Origin of the sequence: Pantoea sp. USHLN256 (assembly GCF_037149875.1) — a bacterium.
GTDB lineage: Bacteria > Pseudomonadota > Gammaproteobacteria > Enterobacterales > Enterobacteriaceae > Pantoea > Pantoea nemavictus.
In genome coordinates this window covers 17,370-34,578 of the sequence record NZ_JBBCQO010000016.1, presented here as the reverse complement: position 1 = coordinate 34,578, position 17,209 = coordinate 17,370, and the positions used below count along the sequence as shown (strand labels likewise).

General features: G+C 48.0%; 16 protein-coding genes and 1 pseudogene. 9 read left to right on the top strand and 8 right to left on the bottom strand.

Annotated features, from left to right (window positions below):
• Positions 1 to 60 precede the first annotated feature (60 nt).
• A complete protein-coding gene (gene ctlX / locus WFL93_RS22815; RefSeq protein ID WP_336779098.1) occupies positions 61 to 987 on the bottom strand; it encodes a citrulline utilization hydrolase CtlX in 927 nt (308 codons plus the stop codon).
• A 7-nt stretch (positions 988 to 994) separates the two neighbouring features.
• Positions 995 to 2,017 (bottom strand): ornithine cyclodeaminase, encoded by a 1,023-nt coding sequence (locus WFL93_RS22810; protein ID WP_336779097.1) that lies wholly within the window; start codon positions 2,015 to 2,017, stop codon positions 995 to 997.
• 123 nt (positions 2,018 to 2,140) lie between these two features.
• Here WFL93_RS22810 and WFL93_RS22805 point away from each other — a divergent pair, with 123 nt between their 5' ends.
• Positions 2,141 to 2,563, top strand: coding sequence for an Lrp/AsnC family transcriptional regulator (locus WFL93_RS22805; RefSeq protein WP_336779096.1), 423 nt, complete (start codon positions 2,141 to 2,143; stop codon positions 2,561 to 2,563).
• A 114-nt stretch (positions 2,564 to 2,677) separates the two neighbouring features.
• Here WFL93_RS22805 and WFL93_RS22800 read toward each other — a convergent pair whose 3' ends face one another.
• Positions 2,678 to 3,259: a TetR/AcrR family transcriptional regulator gene (locus WFL93_RS22800; protein ID WP_336779095.1), complete on the bottom strand. Its 582-nt coding sequence runs from the start codon at positions 3,257 to 3,259 to the stop codon at positions 2,678 to 2,680.
• A 506-nt stretch (positions 3,260 to 3,765) separates the two neighbouring features.
• Here WFL93_RS22800 and WFL93_RS22795 point away from each other — a divergent pair.
• Both WFL93_RS22795 and WFL93_RS22790 read left to right on the top strand, forming a co-directional pair.
• On the top strand, positions 3,766 to 4,572 hold the full coding sequence (locus WFL93_RS22795; protein WP_336779094.1) for an SDR family NAD(P)-dependent oxidoreductase: 807 nt from the start codon (positions 3,766 to 3,768) through the stop codon (positions 4,570 to 4,572).
• A gap of 402 nt (positions 4,573 to 4,974) precedes the next feature.
• Complete coding sequence (locus WFL93_RS22790) at positions 4,975 to 6,033, top strand: alkene reductase (RefSeq protein ID WP_336779093.1); 1,059 nt, start codon at positions 4,975 to 4,977, stop codon at positions 6,031 to 6,033.
• Positions 6,034 to 6,120: 87 nt separating this feature from the next.
• Here WFL93_RS22790 and WFL93_RS22785 read toward each other — a convergent pair whose 3' ends face one another.
• The 4 genes from WFL93_RS22785 to WFL93_RS22770 form a co-directional block, all read right to left on the bottom strand.
• Positions 6,121 to 6,597 (bottom strand): cupin domain-containing protein, encoded by a 477-nt coding sequence (locus tag WFL93_RS22785; RefSeq protein WP_336779092.1) that lies wholly within the window; start codon positions 6,595 to 6,597, stop codon positions 6,121 to 6,123.
• Between the two features lie 21 nt (positions 6,598 to 6,618).
• Positions 6,619 to 7,491 (bottom strand): alpha/beta fold hydrolase, encoded by an 873-nt coding sequence (locus tag WFL93_RS22780; RefSeq protein ID WP_336779091.1) that lies wholly within the window; start codon positions 7,489 to 7,491, stop codon positions 6,619 to 6,621.
• Between the two features lie 94 nt (positions 7,492 to 7,585).
• Entirely contained in the window at positions 7,586 to 8,338 is a 753-nt protein-coding gene (locus WFL93_RS22775; protein WP_336779090.1) for a pirin family protein, read from the bottom strand.
• A 93-nt stretch (positions 8,339 to 8,431) separates the two neighbouring features.
• Positions 8,432 to 9,013 carry an isochorismatase family protein gene (locus tag WFL93_RS22770; protein ID WP_336779089.1) on the bottom strand — a complete coding sequence of 194 codons (582 nt, stop codon included), beginning with the start codon at positions 9,011 to 9,013 and terminating at the stop codon, positions 8,432 to 8,434.
• Positions 9,014 to 9,193: 180 nt separating this feature from the next.
• Here WFL93_RS22770 and WFL93_RS22765 point away from each other — a divergent pair, with 180 nt between their 5' ends.
• From WFL93_RS22765 to WFL93_RS22750, 4 genes are all read left to right on the top strand, one after another.
• On the top strand, positions 9,194 to 10,051 hold the full coding sequence (locus WFL93_RS22765) for a LysR family transcriptional regulator (RefSeq protein WP_336779088.1): 858 nt from the start codon (positions 9,194 to 9,196) through the stop codon (positions 10,049 to 10,051).
• A 655-nt stretch (positions 10,052 to 10,706) separates the two neighbouring features.
• Entirely contained in the window at positions 10,707 to 11,420 is a 714-nt protein-coding gene (locus tag WFL93_RS22760; RefSeq protein ID WP_336779087.1) for an SDR family NAD(P)-dependent oxidoreductase, read from the top strand.
• A gap of 219 nt (positions 11,421 to 11,639) precedes the next feature.
• Positions 11,640 to 12,413 (top strand): pirin family protein, encoded by a 774-nt coding sequence (locus WFL93_RS22755; RefSeq protein ID WP_336779086.1) that lies wholly within the window; start codon positions 11,640 to 11,642, stop codon positions 12,411 to 12,413.
• A gap of 23 nt (positions 12,414 to 12,436) precedes the next feature.
• On the top strand, positions 12,437 to 13,045 hold the full coding sequence (locus tag WFL93_RS22750) for an isochorismatase family protein (RefSeq protein ID WP_336779085.1): 609 nt from the start codon (positions 12,437 to 12,439) through the stop codon (positions 13,043 to 13,045).
• Between the two features lie 59 nt (positions 13,046 to 13,104).
• Here the strand turns inward: WFL93_RS22750 and WFL93_RS22745 are convergent, their stop codons facing one another.
• Positions 13,105 to 13,800: an FAD binding domain-containing protein gene (locus WFL93_RS22745; protein ID WP_336779084.1), complete on the bottom strand. Its 696-nt coding sequence runs from the start codon at positions 13,798 to 13,800 to the stop codon at positions 13,105 to 13,107.
• 60 nt (positions 13,801 to 13,860) lie between these two features.
• Between WFL93_RS22745 and WFL93_RS22740 the strand changes: the two are divergent.
• Together WFL93_RS22740 and WFL93_RS22735 are read left to right on the top strand one after the other, a co-directional pair.
• Positions 13,861 to 15,063 (top strand): annotated as a pseudogene (locus WFL93_RS22740) (ISNCY family transposase); the annotation flags it as partial.
• Positions 15,064 to 15,538: 475 nt separating this feature from the next.
• A complete protein-coding gene (locus WFL93_RS22735) occupies positions 15,539 to 16,720 on the top strand; it encodes a methyl-accepting chemotaxis protein (RefSeq protein ID WP_336779083.1) in 1,182 nt (393 codons plus the stop codon).
• Positions 16,721 to 17,209 lie beyond the last annotated feature (489 nt).

The window sequence follows — 17,209 nt, the reverse complement described above, 5'->3', positions numbered from 1 at the left end:
GAATCATCATTCCAAAACAGCAAATGCCCGGCTCAGGTGCCGGGCTAATTGTTCATTGTTTCAGGAAAAGGCCATCTTCTTTGCCAGAAAGATCTCAGCCACCATACAGCGTGCGCCACCACCACCGAGATCTTCGATGATATCAATAGGGGCAAGTGCCAACGTGGCGTAGCCAGATATGAGAGCCTGCTGTGCTGGCGTAAACGCGGCCCATGCACGAGTCGACATGGCATAGACGGGATGACCGCTTTGATTTCGGACTTCCAGCACGTTGCAGGTAAAAGCCTCCATTTGAGAAAGAGTCACATCAATGATTGCTTTACCCGTCCGCTCGAGCTGTTTGATGAGCCGCAGCCGTTCGGGTTTCGATGCCAGCGACTCAAGGCAGATGATGGCAAATCGTGATCCTACACTCATCATCACGTTGGTGTGATAAATCGGATGTAGATGCCGATCACGTGCGTTAAACCAGTGAATGCTATATCCGGAAAGACGTTCAAATTCGCGTCCTGCTTCTTCAGAACTGCGTGATGAACGGCAGGCATAGGCGATACGGCTGTCGTGGTCCAGAATCAGAGACCCGGTGCCTTCCAGATACAGATCGCGTGCTTCAAATACCGATAAATCGATACGTCGGATGACCTCGTAGTCCTTCGTGAGGTCGGCAATGATATCCATGCGGCGTTCACGGCGACGGTTTTGCGCTTCCATGGGAAAGGTATAAATAGAGCCGTCTTCCAGCATGGCTATCCAGTTGTTAGGAAAGAGTGAGTCTGGCGTTTTACTCTCAGCGCTATCATCAATCACCCGTACTTCAACTCCGGCGTGACGCAGGGCTGACACATAGCCATCAAAAGCAGCACGAGCTTGTTCGGCGACATCACTGACGGCCGCTATGGGTTTTTGAAAAGCATTACTTGCCAGTGTTTCAGGATTGGCATGAAAGGCGGCGGGGCGCACCATCATGACTGTTTGAGCTGTTTGCATCGCGTACTTACTCCGGGCGAACCAGCAGGCTGTAAAGATCCCGAGGATTTTTCGGTGAAGGTACCAGCGCAATATCGCGACCAATGTTATGTTGAGTGGCAATATCATTGATCAGACGAAGGGCCGAAAAGTCCTCTATAGCGAAACCGACGGAGTCAAAAACCGTAACGGCTTCACTGCTACTACGGCCGGGTCGGAAACCATTGATCACCTGCCATAATTCCGTCACTGCGAAGTCTGCAGGCATCTGCTGAATTTCACCTTCAATACGGGACTGAGGCGTGAACTCGACATACACCTCTGCATGATGAAGAATCTTCGCGTCCAGTTCAGTTTTACCCGGACAGTCCCCTCCCACCGCATTGAGGTGAACACCTGGTCTCACCTGCCCGGAGGAGATGATCGTAGCGTTGGTTTTGTCAGCCGTAATAGTGGTAATTACATCTGCTTGTGCTAACGCCTCCTCAATCGATCGGCAGTAATGAAGACGAATGCCGGGATAGGCATTGAGGTTGCCCATCAGCTTTTCGGTTGCAGCATTGTCAACGTCATATAGCCAGAAATCGGTTAAACCCAGCACTTCATGGAAACCGATGATTTGAAATTCACTTTGCGCGCCATTGCCGATAACCGCCATATGTCGGGCATCATTACGCATCAAATATCTGGCGGCGAGTACCGAGGTGGCTGCAGTGCGCAATGCCGTAGCGAGTGTGAACTCACTGAGAAGGATCGGATAGCCTGTTGACGTCTTTGCAAGTGCGCCGAATGCCATCACAGTAAGCTGGTTATGTAATGCGTTTTGTGGATGCCCGTTGACATATTTAAAGCCGTAAAGCTCTGAATCTGCCGTTGGCATCAACTCAATCACCCCAATTTCTGAGTGGCTTGCAATGCGCGGAGTTTTGTCAAATTTTGCCCAACGACGGAAGTCGTCTTCAATATAGTCAACCAGCCGGCTAATAAATTTTGCTACTCCGGATAAACTTACCAGCTGGCGCATGTCTTCGATATCAACGAAACGGGTCATGTAAAATTCTCACTGTTGTCATAAAACATCATTATGTAAAAGCAAATTGACTCGAGTAAGTTGTTGATTTGGACAAAATGTGCCAATAATGAGCAAATTGATAACAAATAAAATCACTTTGCTATGAACCTGACAGATCAACATTTGATTGCGCTGCTTCGCGAAAATGCACGTATGTCCGTGACAGAACTAGCCAGCCAGATGAAAGTTTCGCGAGCTACAGTGCAAAAGCGTATGGAAGCGCTGGAACAGGACGGCACAATTACCGGGTACACGATAAAAGTGAAGCCGGGTGTAGAGCACAACCGCATTCGAGCGTGGATGAATGTCGCGGTAGAGGGGACGAAGGCACTGTCTATTGTTAAGCAATTGCGCAGCGATCCGGCCGTATATACCCTGCACAGTACAAATGGGAAATGGGATTTGCTGGTTGAGCTGCGCGCTGACACTCTGGAGAATTTTGACCGGATACTCGGGCGGATCCGTCGCGTAGAAGGTATTTATAATACTGAGACCAGCATTTTACTGTCGACGCATAAAGCCTAGCTGAAGTGCTTTGATTCAGACTGACTCATCCGCTCCGTCAGTTGACCGATATGCAGCTTGTATAAAGTCTGCAGAAAATGCACGCTGCTTTGATAGCGGAATGCATTACTCGCGTTATTTTTTCAGTGCTTCAAGCACAACGGTCAGGGCATCATTGAGCCTTTCTTTAACTGAGCGTGATCGCGCCATCACCTGAAGTCCCTGATAGGTAACTGTGAGCGCTCTGCCATGCATACGTGAATCTTTGGAGAGGGGGATCGAACCATCCATTTTGCCTCTTTCAATAGCCGCGACAAGCGCATCTTCGATCCCCTGAAAGTCTTTCGCTATCAGTTTTTGCACTTCTTCATCATGGGGTCCCAGTTCAATAGCTTCATTACAACTCATGCAACCAATAGGTTCTTCATGATGCGCATGAGCCAAAACAAGCCGGAAAAAGGATTCAATTGAATCAAAGGCATTCGCCTTGCTTTCCAGATGGGCTTTTAAGGAACGCATACGTTCTTGTCGGAATAGTTCAAAAGAAACAAGAAACAGGCCGCGTTTGCTGCCAAAGGTGTCATACAAACTGCTCTTACTAAGTCCCGTTGCTTCAAGCAGATCCTTCAATGAAGTTGCTTCGTAGCCTTTGTCCCAAAAGACGTGCATGGCTTTTAGTGATACTTCCTGTTCATCAAATTCACGAGGACGTGCCATCAGGTTCTCCTTATCATCAGCAGATAGTGTAAGTGTAGTGGAACAAAGGGTCCATAAATCGCACGATAATGCGTATTAATTATCTGTTTAAAAAGATTTTTTAGGTTCGTGTATGTCAACCCTGAGTAGATAAGTGAACAAGGAAAGCAACTTTTGCTAAAGAGGAACAACTAAAAGTTATGGACCGATTGGACCAAAATGATTAGGATTTATTTTAGCTACATAGAATTAACCTCCAAACCTAAGCTACCAGCAGTTTTCTAATTGTTGTTAGTCTTAATACAGTGGGGAGATTTTAGTTAGTATTGGACCGAGTGGTCTTAAATTATTGATTGAATAGTACTGTTAAAGCGATTGAGATTAAAAATAGGGTCAATTCGTTGTGAATGATGGCTTTGAACTAAATTTTTTTATTCTGAACGATGCGTGATTCGACGTTTCTGAATTCTTGTTCACTCACCACAGCGGCTACCTGTCTGACTAATTTAGCGTTAATAGGAGAGAATATGACGTACATAGACGTGTCAAAAAATTCACTTAACGAATTAATTTCTTTAAGCGGACGTACCGCAGTGGTGACCGGCGGCGCAATTGGAATTGGTCGCGCTATTGCGCTACGTTTGGCTGAAGCCGGGGCCAATGTAGTCATCGGTGATCTGAATACAGAACAAGCGCAGAAGACGGCTGAAGAACTGACATCATTGGGCGGTAAACATCTCGGAGCGAGCCTTGACGTCAACGACCACGCATCGGTTACGGCGCTAGCGCAAAAAGCGATAGACGAAACCGGCAGGCTTGATATCTGGGTGAATAATGCAGGTATCTATCCTTCTCGCAAAGTTCTCGAAATTGGTGACGAAGAGTGGGCGAGGGTTCTGGACATCAACGTGCGAGGAACCTTCTTTGGTGCCAGAGAAGCCGCTTTACGGATGGAACCTAATAAGGGCGTAATTATCAATATCGTATCCACAGCGGCGTTTAACTCGAGTAACGGCGCTAATCCAGCGCATTACGTCGCATCAAAACACGCTGTAGCGGGATTAACGAAAAGCCTGGCTGTAGAATTGGGACCTAAAGGGATCAGAACCGTTGGCGTTGCGCCAACTCTGACTGAAACGCCGGGAGTTAATTCAAAACGCGCTGAGGGAGACGCAGTTACTGAAGCGCTTGTCCAATATGCGCAGGGTCTGCCATTAGGCCGGCTTGGCCTTCCGGACGATATCGCCCGCGTGGTTTTATTTGCAGCATCAGATTTAGGTGCTTTCGTTACAGGGACTATCATTCCGGTCGATGGTGGTGATTTGGCACGATAAATTATTAAACTTACACAAAAGGAGGTGATTTCACTCATTACCTCCCTTTGTCAAATAGCAATAGAATGTTTCACTAAATATGACACTCCATTCCTCGGCTAAATAAGTCAACTATAGAAATGAAAAATAGCTCATTTCCCTAAATAGAGATTTTACCAGTAATCAGACCCGATTGAATCTGCAAGCATTACTACGTAAACCCTCTGCTTTATTATTAATTTCCCATACGCATTGTTCCATTTTTGGAATGATGATTTCCATTTTATTCCGTATATTCAACTGAAAATTTCAAGGATTATTACTGCAGTTTTAATCTGATGCATATTCAATCGAATGATGCTTCCCAATAGCAATTAATATCCACCCGCTGGCTGTTAAGCCATTAATTACAGGAAAGAGTCAATGAGCAAAATTTTCACCCCTGCTAAAATGGGGCCTTACACGCTTTCAAATCATCTGGTGATGGCCCCGATGACGCGCAGTCGTGCTGACTACGATGGTACGCCCGGCAAACTGATTGCTGAGTACTATGAACAGCGCGCCAGCATCGGGTTAATTATTGCTGAAGGTACGCAACCTTCTGATGATGGTCAGGGTTATCTGATGACGCCTGGCATTTATACTGATGCGCATGTTGCAGGCTGGAAGCAAGTGACCACTGCCGTTCATAATAAAGGTGGCCACATCTTTATCCAGTTAATGCATGCGGGTCGCATGTCTCATCCGGATAATACCCCTCACCACCGACAGGCTGTCGCGCCCTCTGCCATTTCACCCGAAACGCCAATCTTCACTCCCACTGGCATGCAGGACATTCCTGTACCACGTGCGCTTACGACTGAAGAAGTGCTTAATACGGTAAATGACTTCCGTCTCGCTGCTCGTGCAGCTATCAAAGCTGGCGCAGACGGCGTTGAGATCCACGGTGCGAATGCGTACCTAATCCAGCAGTTCCTGGCACCAAGTGCAAATACCCGCACCGATCAGTACGGCGGGTCAATTGAAAACCGTGCCCGTTTTGCCATTGAAGTTGTTAAAGCCGTATCAGACGAGATTGGCGCTGAGAGAACGGGTATTCGCCTTTCGCCGGGTACCCTCATGTGGGGGATTGATGAGGGTGAGCAAGGGCCTGCATTGTATCGTTATCTGGTCGCAGAACTGAATAAGCTGGGAATTGCCTATGTGCATGTTATGCATCTTGGCAATGAACAGTTGCTGGCTGACATTCGCGGCCTGTGGACGCAAACGCTGATTGTTAATCGCCCGGGTCAGGATCGTTCTAAAATTGGGAATGACATTGCATCAGGTCTGGCAGATCTTGAGTCTTATGGCCAGATGGTTCTGGCAAACCCAGACTTCGTAGAGCGCCTGCGGGCTGATGCTGAAATGAACGCAGCCGATCACACCAGTTACTTCGGTGGAACCGAGGTGGGTTACACGGATTACCCGCGCCTCGCTTGACTATTTAGCGCGGACAATAAAAAACCCTGATAATCAGGGTTTTTTTATGCCATAACTCACTTTGACTTCTACCTTTGCAAGTAGCCATTAATGTTCTGGCGTCTTGATCTCAATACCGTATTTAGGCGCAAGATCAATCATCTTACGGATTTGGTCTTCGTCCATAACTGGAGGGTTTGCTTCGGAGAAAGTCCCTTCTGGCTGACTGACCTCAATAAAGTAGTCATCCAGACCTGCAGGTACCGCAAAAATTAACATTCTCGCCGGTGTGTCGCCCAGATTTTTAAAGTAATGGAGTGACCCTTTCGGAACGGTTACCGAAGCACCCACTCCCGCAACAGTTCGTTCTCCATCTGCAAAAAATTCCAGTTCACCGTCAAGCACAAAGAAAGACTCCTCTTCGCGCGAGTGAGTGTGTGGTGGTGGCCCTTTCTGCGCCGGAATGACGGCTTCCATGATGGTGTAGGCACCATTGGTATCACGGCTGCTGGCCTTAATGGTGTAGATATCCCCGGCCACGCCGGTCATCTGGCCATCGCCCGGTAATAAAACACGTGCGCTCATGTTAAGTTCTCCTGCTAATATTTATTTAAAAAACGCTAACAATGATTCAGTTAACTCTTCCGGCTGTTCTTCTGTCAGCCAGTGACCGCTGCGTTTGATAACGACAGTTTGCACATCGTCCGCTAGGGCGTTCATGATCACGCCGACCTGGTCATTCATACAAAATTCGCCACCCACTGCCAGCACCGGCATCGTGAGTTTAGTTTTTGCATTTTCCTGGTTGTTAACCGCATCTATCGGGAAGGCGCGATAATGCTCAAAGCTAGCGCGCAGTGCGCCTGGCTGGCTCAAACGTTCTGCATATTCATTAAGATCTTCGTCGGTCAGAGCATAAGTATCGTACGAGAGATGGCGAATGAAATGCGTAATAAACATTTTTTCACGCCCTGCAACCAACGACTCAGCCAGCCCCGGAGCGATAAAGAACGAAAAGTGATAAAACTGCGGGAACTTAGCACCATCCATCAGCATTTCAAGACCAAGACCGGGCAAACCAGCCTCAAGCATGGCTAACTTTCGTACTTTGCCTGGATGCGCTGAAGCATATTCGTAAGCAACCATCATGCCGATATCGTGGCCGACAAGATTGATTTCGTCGAAGCCGAGATGGGTTACTAGTTGATAAATGTCTTCAGCCACTGTGCGTTTATCATAGCCACTTCCAGGCTTATCTGAATCGCCAAAACCACGCATATCCGGAGCAATGACCGTGGAATGTTTAGCGAGCTCAGGGATCATGGTGTTCCATTCACGCCAGGTCTGGGGCCAGCCATGAAGCAACACCAGCGGCTCGCCAGAGCCCGCCATGACATAGTGGAGACGCACACCGTTAACGCTGGCGGTGTGATGAGCAATTTTAATGTCTGGCGCTGCAACTGTATTTTGAGTCGTCATGTCATTTCACTCTAAAAATTTATCAATTAGATAACTGGCTTCAAGAAGCGTACTTAACCCGATGTGTTTACTCGTCATGAGCTTTAATCAACGTTTAACGAATATTTCCGCTGAACATGCCTTCACGGAAAAAGTCAGCCTTTGGTTCAGTGGTGAACAAGACCAAATCGGTATCCTGTTCTGCTTTCAGGGTGTGTGCCACATTATCGTTAATGATTACGCTTTCACCGCTTTCGAGTTCGACATTACCGATTTTTGCACGCCCCTCAAAAACGTAGAGGATTCTGGACACGCCCAGAACGGGTACGTTGGGTAATGAAGCCTCTTCATCTTTGCTCAGACGAATATCATGCAGCCATGTCTGGGAGCGGAAAGTTAATGGTGCCTCTTTAGGGCCGGCGATCAGTCGCCATGAACTCTGGCTGTAAGGTGTACCAAAATTGTGGAACTGCACCTGTGGTTCAAGATCGCTTTCAGACGGTCGAACAAATATCTGCAGGCACTGCATCAATTCGCCTTTCGCACCCAAAATGCGCTCCTCATGCTGGAAGCTATGGCCAGCATTCATCAGCATAAGGCGTGTATTCGAGATTTCTTCCTCATTGCCCACCGTATCAAGGTGCAGCATTTTTCCCTTACGCATGTAGGTCAGGATTTCATCATCTTTATGTGGGTGCATCGGAATAACAGTACCCGGGCTGACGTTGGCATGATCAATGCGACCAATTCCGCCAATACCACTGTCTTCAGAGCGCTGAACCATACCGGGCCAGAGGATTTCAATACCAAATCCACCTGAACCGTGACGGTGTTTATTGCTGCGTAAAATCTTTTGCATGGTACTCATCGTTGTTCCTTATTGCGTAGCGACAAGCCTGGTGGGAATGGTCAATCAGGCTGAGTCGCTTACGCCAGATTTGAAGTGACTTTGGGTCCGGACTTACTGGAAGGCTTCCATAATGACCTGGACCAGTTTTTCGCCCTCTGGCGTTGCCCAGCTTCCCGCCAGCTCAGCAATTAACTGATTAGTACTGGTCAGCGTAATGCCGTTTTTATCCATGCGGCGCAGTGCAATATCGTCGGCCAGTTTGGTTGGGGAAGCACCAGCATCCGCAACAACCTGAATGTCATAACCCTGAGCAGCTAAAGTAAGGGCAGGGTAAACCGTGCAGACATCATTGGTGACGCCTGCAATGATCAGTTTCTTGCGGCCAGTGGCTTTTACCGCTGCTGCAAATGCCTCGTCATCCATAGCGTTAACCACGCCCATACGTTTGATTCGGGTCTGGAAAGCCACAGGCAGAATAATTGCCAGTTCCTCAAGCAGAGGTCCCTGAGCGTACTCTTCCATGCTTGAAGTCAGCACCACTGGCATATTTAGAATAGCGGCGGATTTAGCCAGCATCAGTGAATTGCGTTTGAGTTCTGCAAATGGCATGGATTTAGCCCATCCCATGGTGCCAACCTGGTGATCGATTAACAGCATGGCGGAATTTTCTGCGGTAAATTTTTCAAAGCTCATTTCTATGTCCTATTGATTAATAATCATTATATGCAGGTGTATTGTGTAACCACATCGCAAGGATTTTGTTAATTCGGTGCGAATGAAAAAATTATAAGCTGACAAATTATGGAATAAATAGCTAAAATCAGAATTGAACATTCCACTGATGGAATAATCTTTATGGAGCTCCTGAACCACATGTCTTATTTCGTTGAGGTCGTGAAAGCGAAGAGCTTTCGCGGTGCTGCGGAATCGTTAGGCATGCCCAACTCTACGCTTTCGCGCAAAATTGGAGAGCTTGAGAAAACAATAGGTTTAAGGTTACTGCATCGAACAACGCGTAAAATCGAGCTCACTGAAGCAGGTCAGATTTACTATGAGCGTTGCAGGCGTATTGTGGATGAAGCCCGGCTGGCGCATGAACAACTGGGTACAATGCTGGCAAATCCAGAAGGACAGCTGAGAATTTCGCTTCCCGCTGATTTTGCCATCGTGGTTCTGACCCCCATTATCTGCCAGTTCTCTGAGCGATATCCAGGTATCAGTTTCGATTTCGACCTCACGCCCAGAAATGTGGACCTTGTGTCGGAACCGTTTGACCTCGCCATCCGCATGGGGACACTGCCTGACTCAGGTCTGATTGCAAGGAAACTGGGGGCGTTGCCGCGATACGTTTATGCCTCACCCCAATATATCGCGACGAAAGGGGAGCCCGGGACGCCGCAAGATCTCTCCGAGCATGAATGCCTGATTATGCGACCGGAAAAGACAGCAACATGGCATCTGTATCAGGGTGACCTTAAAGAGAGCATCCGGACTTCTGGGCGCTTTCAGATGAACAGTATTGGAATGATGCGACGACTGGCAACCATGGGGATGGGGGTAGCAGTTTTACCTGAACTTATTGTTGCAGAGGATGTTAAAAACGGGGTGCTGACGCGAGTACTGTTACCTTATGAAGCAGAAGCGGTCACCATCTATGCTCTGACTGAGACCAGATTATTGCCAGCAAAGGTCCAGGTATTTATCGAATTTATTCGTGAACATCTTAAGTGATGGAATAAGATAATGAGGCTGCGAATTTTCGCAGCCTAGTGGCAAGAATTTTTAGTATGAATATCACATTGGCAAGAGAGGATTATGAATATAGAAAGACATTGAGATGATAATGATTACCAATACCAAAATTGGACCTAATGCTCGTCTTATTTCCAGATTGTAACGCAAAATAAGAACTGTCGCCTTTATAATATATGAGGCAACTACCATAGTCTTAAAGACCCTCAGGTTTATAAATTTTAATGCCGAACTTAAGCCCTCAGGCATTGCTGTTGTGTGGAGAATCCCCTGGGGAAATACAAGGCGAATAAAACACGAACAAAAAGGCATAAGGTAAATAGCATTTAAAACACTACCACATAAGTAAACAGCTCTGACTATCAAGATTAAGAACCCGGCTGATATAGTGCTAATTGAAACTTCCTGATGTAAATTTTCATGGCGTGAAAACATGAAATAATTCGTAAATATAAATTAATAATTCCATTAAGAGTTTTAGGTTAATTGGCACGAGGATTATATCTCAAAGAGTGTGTTTTAATTATCCCATTTATGGAAAACATAATTCCAGAATGTATTTACGCAGATAATAAAAAATTTTTCTAAACTTGTACTATAAAATAATGTGTAAATATGAATAGAGGAATGGACCATGAGTGACAAAAATGTCCGCCCGGTAGCTGTTGTCGCCGGCGCAGGTGAGGGTAATGGCCAGGCTCTGGCAAAACGCTTTTCAGATGCCGGTTATGTCGTTGCCTTACTGGCGCGCAGCCTTGAAAAAACCCAGAAACTGGCAAATGAAATCATTAATGCCCGAGCCTATGCCTGTGATGTCGGTGATCCATCATCCGTAGCCGCAGCGTTTACCGCCATCCACAACGAGCTGGGAAATGTTGATGTGCTGCTTTTTAACGCGGGTTCTGGCGTGTTTTCCGATGTTGAAAGCATCACCCCGGAGCAGTTTGAATCGTCATGGCGCGTTAATGCCTATGGCGCACTGCTTTGTGCGCAGCAAATCATTCCATCAATGAAGGCGAGTCAAAAGGGTAATATTGTCTTTATAGGTGCGACGGCCTCGCGACGTGGTGGCGGAAACACTGCGGCCTTTGCGCCGGCGAAGGCCGCACAGCATAGTCTGGCTGAATCTATGGCACGCAAACTTTGGCCGGAAGGCATACACGTTTCCATCGTGGTAATTGATGGGATTGTGGATCTGCCAAAAACCCGTGAAAGCATGCCTGACAGGCCTGAAGATGAGTTCGTTGAACCGGACGCAGTGGCTGAGGCTGCCTATTTTTTAACAACACAGCCCAGAAAAGGCTGGAGTTTCGAGACTGAAGTCAGGCCATGGCGTGAGAAGTGGTAGCAAGTCATTTTAGGCAGTTATTGGCCAGTGGCCCTGATGTAGGCCGCTCTACTACAAAGAGCGGTTTTTTTTCGTCGTTTGCATCAAGCAATGATTCAAGGGGCAACGGTAGTTTCCCTGATTGCTCCACCAGTGGAACAAAGTAATCCATTTTGGCATCTTTATTGATGGCACATAACGAGAGATGATTATCCCACGTTATTATTTAGGGAGCTGAAAGTGAAAACACTGTCCCCTCGCGTCAATACATTGACACCCCCTGTGATTGCCAGAGTTAACTATGCAAATCACGACAGTCGTTTCCGCAGCTACGGATTACGGGCAGGCGGAAAGCAGGCGTTATTTTCTCCGTACATTGGCGTCGATCATTACTGGATGGGGGCTCCCACTTTCCCCCCCCATAAGCACAGCGGCATGTCTGCAGTGTCTTATATTTTATCCGATTCTGAGACAGGGATGTTTAATCGTGACTCCATCGGTACGCAGAATCTGATTCAACCGGGGGGGCTTCACTGGACAACGGCAGGAAAAGGTATTGTTCATGAAGAAGTGCCAGCGGTGCAGGGGAAAACGGTTCACGGATTACAAATCTTTGTCGCGCTGAGCCCGGAAAAACGGGACATCGATCCATTTCCATTAATGCTCGAACCCCAGGATGTTCCCGTCATAAAGCAAGCGGGAGTGACGATTCGTATCCCGTTGGGCAGCTTTGGTGGCAAGCATTCACCGATGAATCCGCCGACTCAGGTAACGCTACTTGATATCTCAATCCAGGCAAATGCAGAGATAACTGTACCCATCCCTGCAGACCATATTCTGTTTGCGATGCCCATTTCGGGCATTACTGAAATCGATGACCATAGTTACAGTATTGATGACCTGAAACTGCCGGTTTATCCGGCGCATGATTCTCCGCGCAACATTGTGCTGAGGGCCCCTGAGGGCAGTAGCAATGTGGTGCTTTTTGCAGCACATCCACTACATTTAAATTGATCCACACTTAAGAGGATTCATTCATGGCTCAAGAAAGATTCACCGCTGAAAACACCGCATTACTGCTGATTGATCACCAGGTCGGCACCATGCAGTTGATTAAAAACATTGATTCTCAGCTTGCGGCTAAGCAGTCGATTGCACTCGCGAAAATGGCGAAAATTCTGAACCTGCCAACCGTTATCACGTCCAGCCAGGAAGAAAACGCTCAGGGTCCAATTTTGCCTGAAATCGCTGCAATCCTGCCGGATGAGCACGCGGCGCGTATCAAACGTCCTGGCGTAGTTAATGCCTGGGCTTACCCTGCGTTCCATGAAGCCGTACTGGCTACAGGTCGTAAAAACCTGATTATGGCCGGCGTGACCACTGACGTTTGCCTGATTTTCCCGGCAATCGACGCTGCGCTGGAAGGTTTTAACGTGCAGGCTGTGATGGACGCTTCCGGTTCACCAAGCGATTTGTCTGAAGAGTTTTCACGCCAGCGCATGCACGACGCTGGAGTGGTGATGACGGCAACGAATACCCTGATGGCTGAAATTGCACAGGATTGGTCAACACCGAACGGCCAGCAACTTATCGGCCTGCTGTTCAGCGATGTTTTCCCGGCTCTGGGTGCAGGTATCTCCTCCTGAGATCCGCAGTAACGCGATACTGAGTTGAAGACCGCTGGCATTGCTGCCAGCGGTCTTTTTTATATCTCTTCAGAAAAACCAACACCACCAGACTCAGCATAGCGTCGGTATTCAGCACTAATTGTACAGGAGTGTTTGACCAGAGCCCGTACGTATGGCAGGCGGATTTTTTCGTAGCGTGCCAGCGCGGTCGCAATCGGTTCGTCTGATTTTAGTTTTGCCAGTTCGTGCGACAACACTCGTGCGTCGTCCACTCCAGTCAAATAACCGCGCCCTGTCATGGGAGAGATCACGTGTTCGGCATCACCCACGATTGCCATCGCACCATGTGCCAGACGTAAGGGGCTGAACTCAGCAATCGGCGCCCCGCTTAATATGCTGGCCGAGCGTATTCCGGTCACGACCGCCTCAACCCAGACACTCGGCCAGATTCTGTTTGCCAGGGTAGCCAGCTCTTCTCTGACCAGTTCATCAATCGATCCACGCGTGAGCGTTCCTACAATGTGACCTTCAGTCGTTAAACATCCCTTACGACGAAGCACTTCATCCTGATGCGTGTCGAACCAGGCAAAAGTAATCTGCCGCTGCCCAATCTCTAACGAACCATCGCGACCGGGGAGCGTTGCAGCAACCAGGCGATACCCCTCAACAAAATCAATCCACAGGCCACCATTTGTTGGCCATACAACAGGATGTTCAAGAGTCTGTTCTTCAACCAGTCCGCGCCAGACCAGATACCCGGCGTATAAAAACATACAACATATTGATATTTAACATAATTATGATTGTACGCCCTTTGATTGTAACGACTAAAACGTGGTAATCGCCAGCTTGTTCCTGGCCTTGCTGAACTTGCTCTGGGCATCATCAGCGATAATTATGCTGACTTTGGTCCGACGCTCGCCTGCGAGAAGCTGGCCGAACTCCATGACGTTGTGCTGGCTAAAGAGACCATGCGTCAGCTGATGGTACGAGCCGGAGTCTGGATCCCCCGGAAAATTCGTGCGCCGAGGATCCAGCAGCCGCGGTATCGTCGCGCCTGCGTTGGCGAGCTGATACAGATCGACGGCTGCGACCACCGCTGGTTTGAGGAACGTGGTCCTGCCTGCACGCTGCTGGTCTACGTTGATGACGCGACCAGCCGCCTGATGCAGCTCCACTTCGTAAAATCTGAGTCCACGTTCACCTATTTTGACGCCACGCGCGGCTATCTGGAGCTGCACGGTATGCCGCTGGCATTCTACAGCGACAAAGCCAGCATTTTTCGCATTACCAACAAAAATGCGGCTGGCGGTGACGGCCAGACGCAGTTCGGGCGCGCGATGAACGAGCTGAACATCAGCGGCATCTGTGCCAATACCAGTTCTGCCAAGGGCCGTGTTGAACGTGCACATCTGACGCTTCAGGACAGGCTGGTCAAGGAGCTGCGGCTGCGCAAAATCAGCACGCCGGAAGCAGCCAACGCCTTTACCGCTGAGTTCATGGCGGACTACAACCGGCGTTTAGCGAAAGAACCGCGACATGATTTCAACGTTCATCGGGCACTTGATGCAGACGATAATCTGGATCTGATATTCACCTGGCGCGAGCCAAGGCGCGTCTTAAAATCGCTTACAGTCCAGTATGATAAAACGCTTTATATGCTTGAAGACAATGATAAAAGTCGTCAGGTAATGGGGAAATATATCGAGATTTATCATTATCCGGATGGAAAAATTGAGCTGCGGGCAAATGGTACTGCACTTCCCTGCTCTGCTTATGACCGCCTGGCGGAAGTCGACCAGGGCGCCATCGTTGAGAATAAGCGGCTGGGACACGCGCTGGCTGTGGCTAAACTGGTTCAGGAAAAGCGCGACAGCACGCGTTCACTCTCGGTCCCGTCAGGCAGCGCCCCCAGTCGCAGAGGACAGAAAAAAGACCCGGCGAAGAAGTCACAGCGCTCTTTAGATGAAAATAATTTGCTCGAAGCCCTTGCTGACTTACAGACCCGCAGCCAGGAGATATTTGGCAAGACCTGACGGACATTTCAATTTAGCTAAAACCCGGATATTTAAAACCAGCCTCAACACAGATTGTTACTCCAAAACGCTGATGTCGTACGTAACAACTCACCGATGTCGTCTCTGAACTAGCCTTAAATCTCCACAGGCTCAGCTCAGGATGCAGACTTTATGTTGGTGACTATGACAGATAAAGATCTATACCGGCTCGGCATCATTCAGCGCGTTCACGACCACACTTTGCTGCAGCGTTAAGCTGCCCGCCTTCTCGAACTTATCTTAAGCACGGCGCGTCTTGTCTAAAGAGCCCTTGTAATACTGAAAATACCAATGACTGCACTTTAAGTGCCGCTTTACAGAATACGCACTTAACCGAATATTGCTGTTACAGCCATAGCTAAAACCTGTTGAGTCTTAACTGAATTTTCAGACATTTCCGCCGATAAGTGTTGAGGGCATACTTTGTGCCAATCCTTGTTGACCAGGAGAGACAATGTTTCGAAATTTATTCAGTAAACAGTCCGCCGCAGAGCAGACGCAGCCATATATCGCTGAAGAGCAAGTCAATAAAGCGCTAGATGTGGACCACAGTGATACCATTCTGCTGAAATGTGTTATGAGCCTCAGTCAGAAAGGATTTTGGTATGTTGAGGCTCCGGTTCTTGGAAGTGACGCGCCTGTATTTTTTTCATCTGAAGCCCGCCAGCTTTTGTCATTACCTCTTCAAAGGGTGCTAGGACTGACGTCACTTACACAGATGGTACATCCTGATTCCAGAGATGATTTTAGACGTTTAATAAATTATACGCTCAACCACGGCGATGTTAATAAACCGGTGCGTTGCCTCTTCAAAACTGACGAAAATGATTTTCAGTGGTTTCGCATAAGTGCATCATACTGTCAGGAGTTTACGCCGCCACGTCTCGTGGCAGTTATGGAAAATATTGAAGAAGAAACCGCTCAGTCTCGCCTTTTTGAAATTGTTTCCACGCGCTTTGACCTATCTCGGGAAATGCTCAATGATGGACTCTGGGACCTAGACATCATTGGCGGAAATCCGCTGAACCCTGACAACGTATTCTGGTGGTCACCGCAGTTCAGAAAGCTGCTTGGCTTTGAAACTATTGAAGAATTTCCAGATGTGATGGATAGTTGGGCGTCACGCCTTCATCCGGATGACAAACAAGCTGCACTCGATGCTTTCGTCAGCCACCTAATGGATTTCAGCGGTAAAACCGGTTTTGATATTGAATATCGTCTTAGATTGCGCAGCGGTGAATACCGGTGGTTTCAGGCTCGAGGCCAGACTAAACGTGCATCTGATGGTACGCCTCTGCGTGCGGTAGGCGCGCTTATTGATATCCAGGGCCGTAAGGATCGGTTGCTCCACGAGGAAAGCGAGGGCAGGCGAAATATTCAGACAGCCGAAACTGCAAAAGAAATTGCCGAGCTGGTTTCTGAAAACGCAAGTATAGCGGCGCAGATTAAGCTCATTTCATTGAACGCCAGTATTGAAGCCGCAAGAGCAGGTGTACATGGCCGAGGGTTTTCCGTTATCGCCAGTGCTATCAGGGGGCTGGCGGAAAGAACGGCAGATATTACAGGACAGATTTCTCGTCTTCAAATGCGAATAAGGAATTTTGCCAGCAGTACAGAAAATCCTCACAAGCATTGAGCATGCATCAACGTTTTTCCTGGCTGACTCAAGATCTATTCCGGAGTAAAGCCTGTCTCTGGATTAATGTGGCCAAAGCTTGACCGCGGCCATATGAAATTAACCCCCAGAACGTCTTACATTCCTAAATGCGAGCGTGTTCTGGGACTCCTTTATCATTTTTAACCGAATATTATTACCTTTTCATATTTGTCGGCCTGTGTCATATAGCAGACATGCTCTCTATGAGTGGAAAGCTAACTTTTATAATGCAGAGAAATTTTTCTTCAAAATTCAAGAAAACGCATTATATAAACATTTTCATCTGGGTGCTTTTTGGTAATCATTCCAAGTAATGAATCCCATTTATTACTGGTCATGCGGCATCTGCTCCCTATAATCTGGGCGGACATAGAAAACGTCTATTCATGCGATTGATACTATCCCCTATCATGGCCACACTGCCCGAACCTTGGATTGCTGCAGGAGGATTGGTCCGATTACTACGCC

What these genes read in the sequence shown, in the direction of transcription:
- WFL93_RS22765 (WP_336779088.1), top strand. Translation starts at nt 9,194, where the DNA reads ATGTCTTATTTCGTTGAGGTCGTGAAAGCGAAGAGCTTTCGCGGTGCT.
- WFL93_RS22760 (WP_336779087.1), top strand. Translation starts at nt 10,707, where the DNA reads ATGAGTGACAAAAATGTCCGCCCGGTAGCTGTTGTCGCCGGCGCAGGT.
- WFL93_RS22735 (WP_336779083.1), top strand. Translation starts at nt 15,539, where the DNA reads ATGTTTCGAAATTTATTCAGTAAACAGTCCGCCGCAGAGCAGACGCAG.
- WFL93_RS22770 (WP_336779089.1), bottom strand. Translation starts at nt 9,013, where the DNA reads ATGAGCTTTGAAAAATTTACCGCAGAAAATTCCGCCATGCTGTTAATC.
- WFL93_RS22780 (WP_336779091.1), bottom strand. Translation starts at nt 7,491, where the DNA reads ATGACGACTCAAAATACAGTTGCAGCGCCAGACATTAAAATTGCTCAT.
- WFL93_RS22750 (WP_336779085.1), top strand. Translation starts at nt 12,437, where the DNA reads ATGGCTCAAGAAAGATTCACCGCTGAAAACACCGCATTACTGCTGATT.
- WFL93_RS22795 (WP_336779094.1), top strand. Translation starts at nt 3,766, where the DNA reads ATGACGTACATAGACGTGTCAAAAAATTCACTTAACGAATTAATTTCT.
- WFL93_RS22805 (WP_336779096.1), top strand. Translation starts at nt 2,141, where the DNA reads ATGAACCTGACAGATCAACATTTGATTGCGCTGCTTCGCGAAAATGCA.
- WFL93_RS22775 (WP_336779090.1), bottom strand. Translation starts at nt 8,338, where the DNA reads ATGAGTACCATGCAAAAGATTTTACGCAGCAATAAACACCGTCACGGT.
- WFL93_RS22785 (WP_336779092.1), bottom strand. Translation starts at nt 6,597, where the DNA reads ATGAGCGCACGTGTTTTATTACCGGGCGATGGCCAGATGACCGGCGTG.
- WFL93_RS22745 (WP_336779084.1), bottom strand. Translation starts at nt 13,800, where the DNA reads ATGTTTTTATACGCCGGGTATCTGGTCTGGCGCGGACTGGTTGAAGAA.
- WFL93_RS22800 (WP_336779095.1), bottom strand. Translation starts at nt 3,259, where the DNA reads ATGGCACGTCCTCGTGAATTTGATGAACAGGAAGTATCACTAAAAGCC.
- WFL93_RS22790 (WP_336779093.1), top strand. Translation starts at nt 4,975, where the DNA reads ATGAGCAAAATTTTCACCCCTGCTAAAATGGGGCCTTACACGCTTTCA.
- ctlX (WP_336779098.1), bottom strand. Translation starts at nt 987, where the DNA reads ATGCAAACAGCTCAAACAGTCATGATGGTGCGCCCCGCCGCCTTTCAT.
- WFL93_RS22810 (WP_336779097.1), bottom strand. Translation starts at nt 2,017, where the DNA reads ATGACCCGTTTCGTTGATATCGAAGACATGCGCCAGCTGGTAAGTTTA.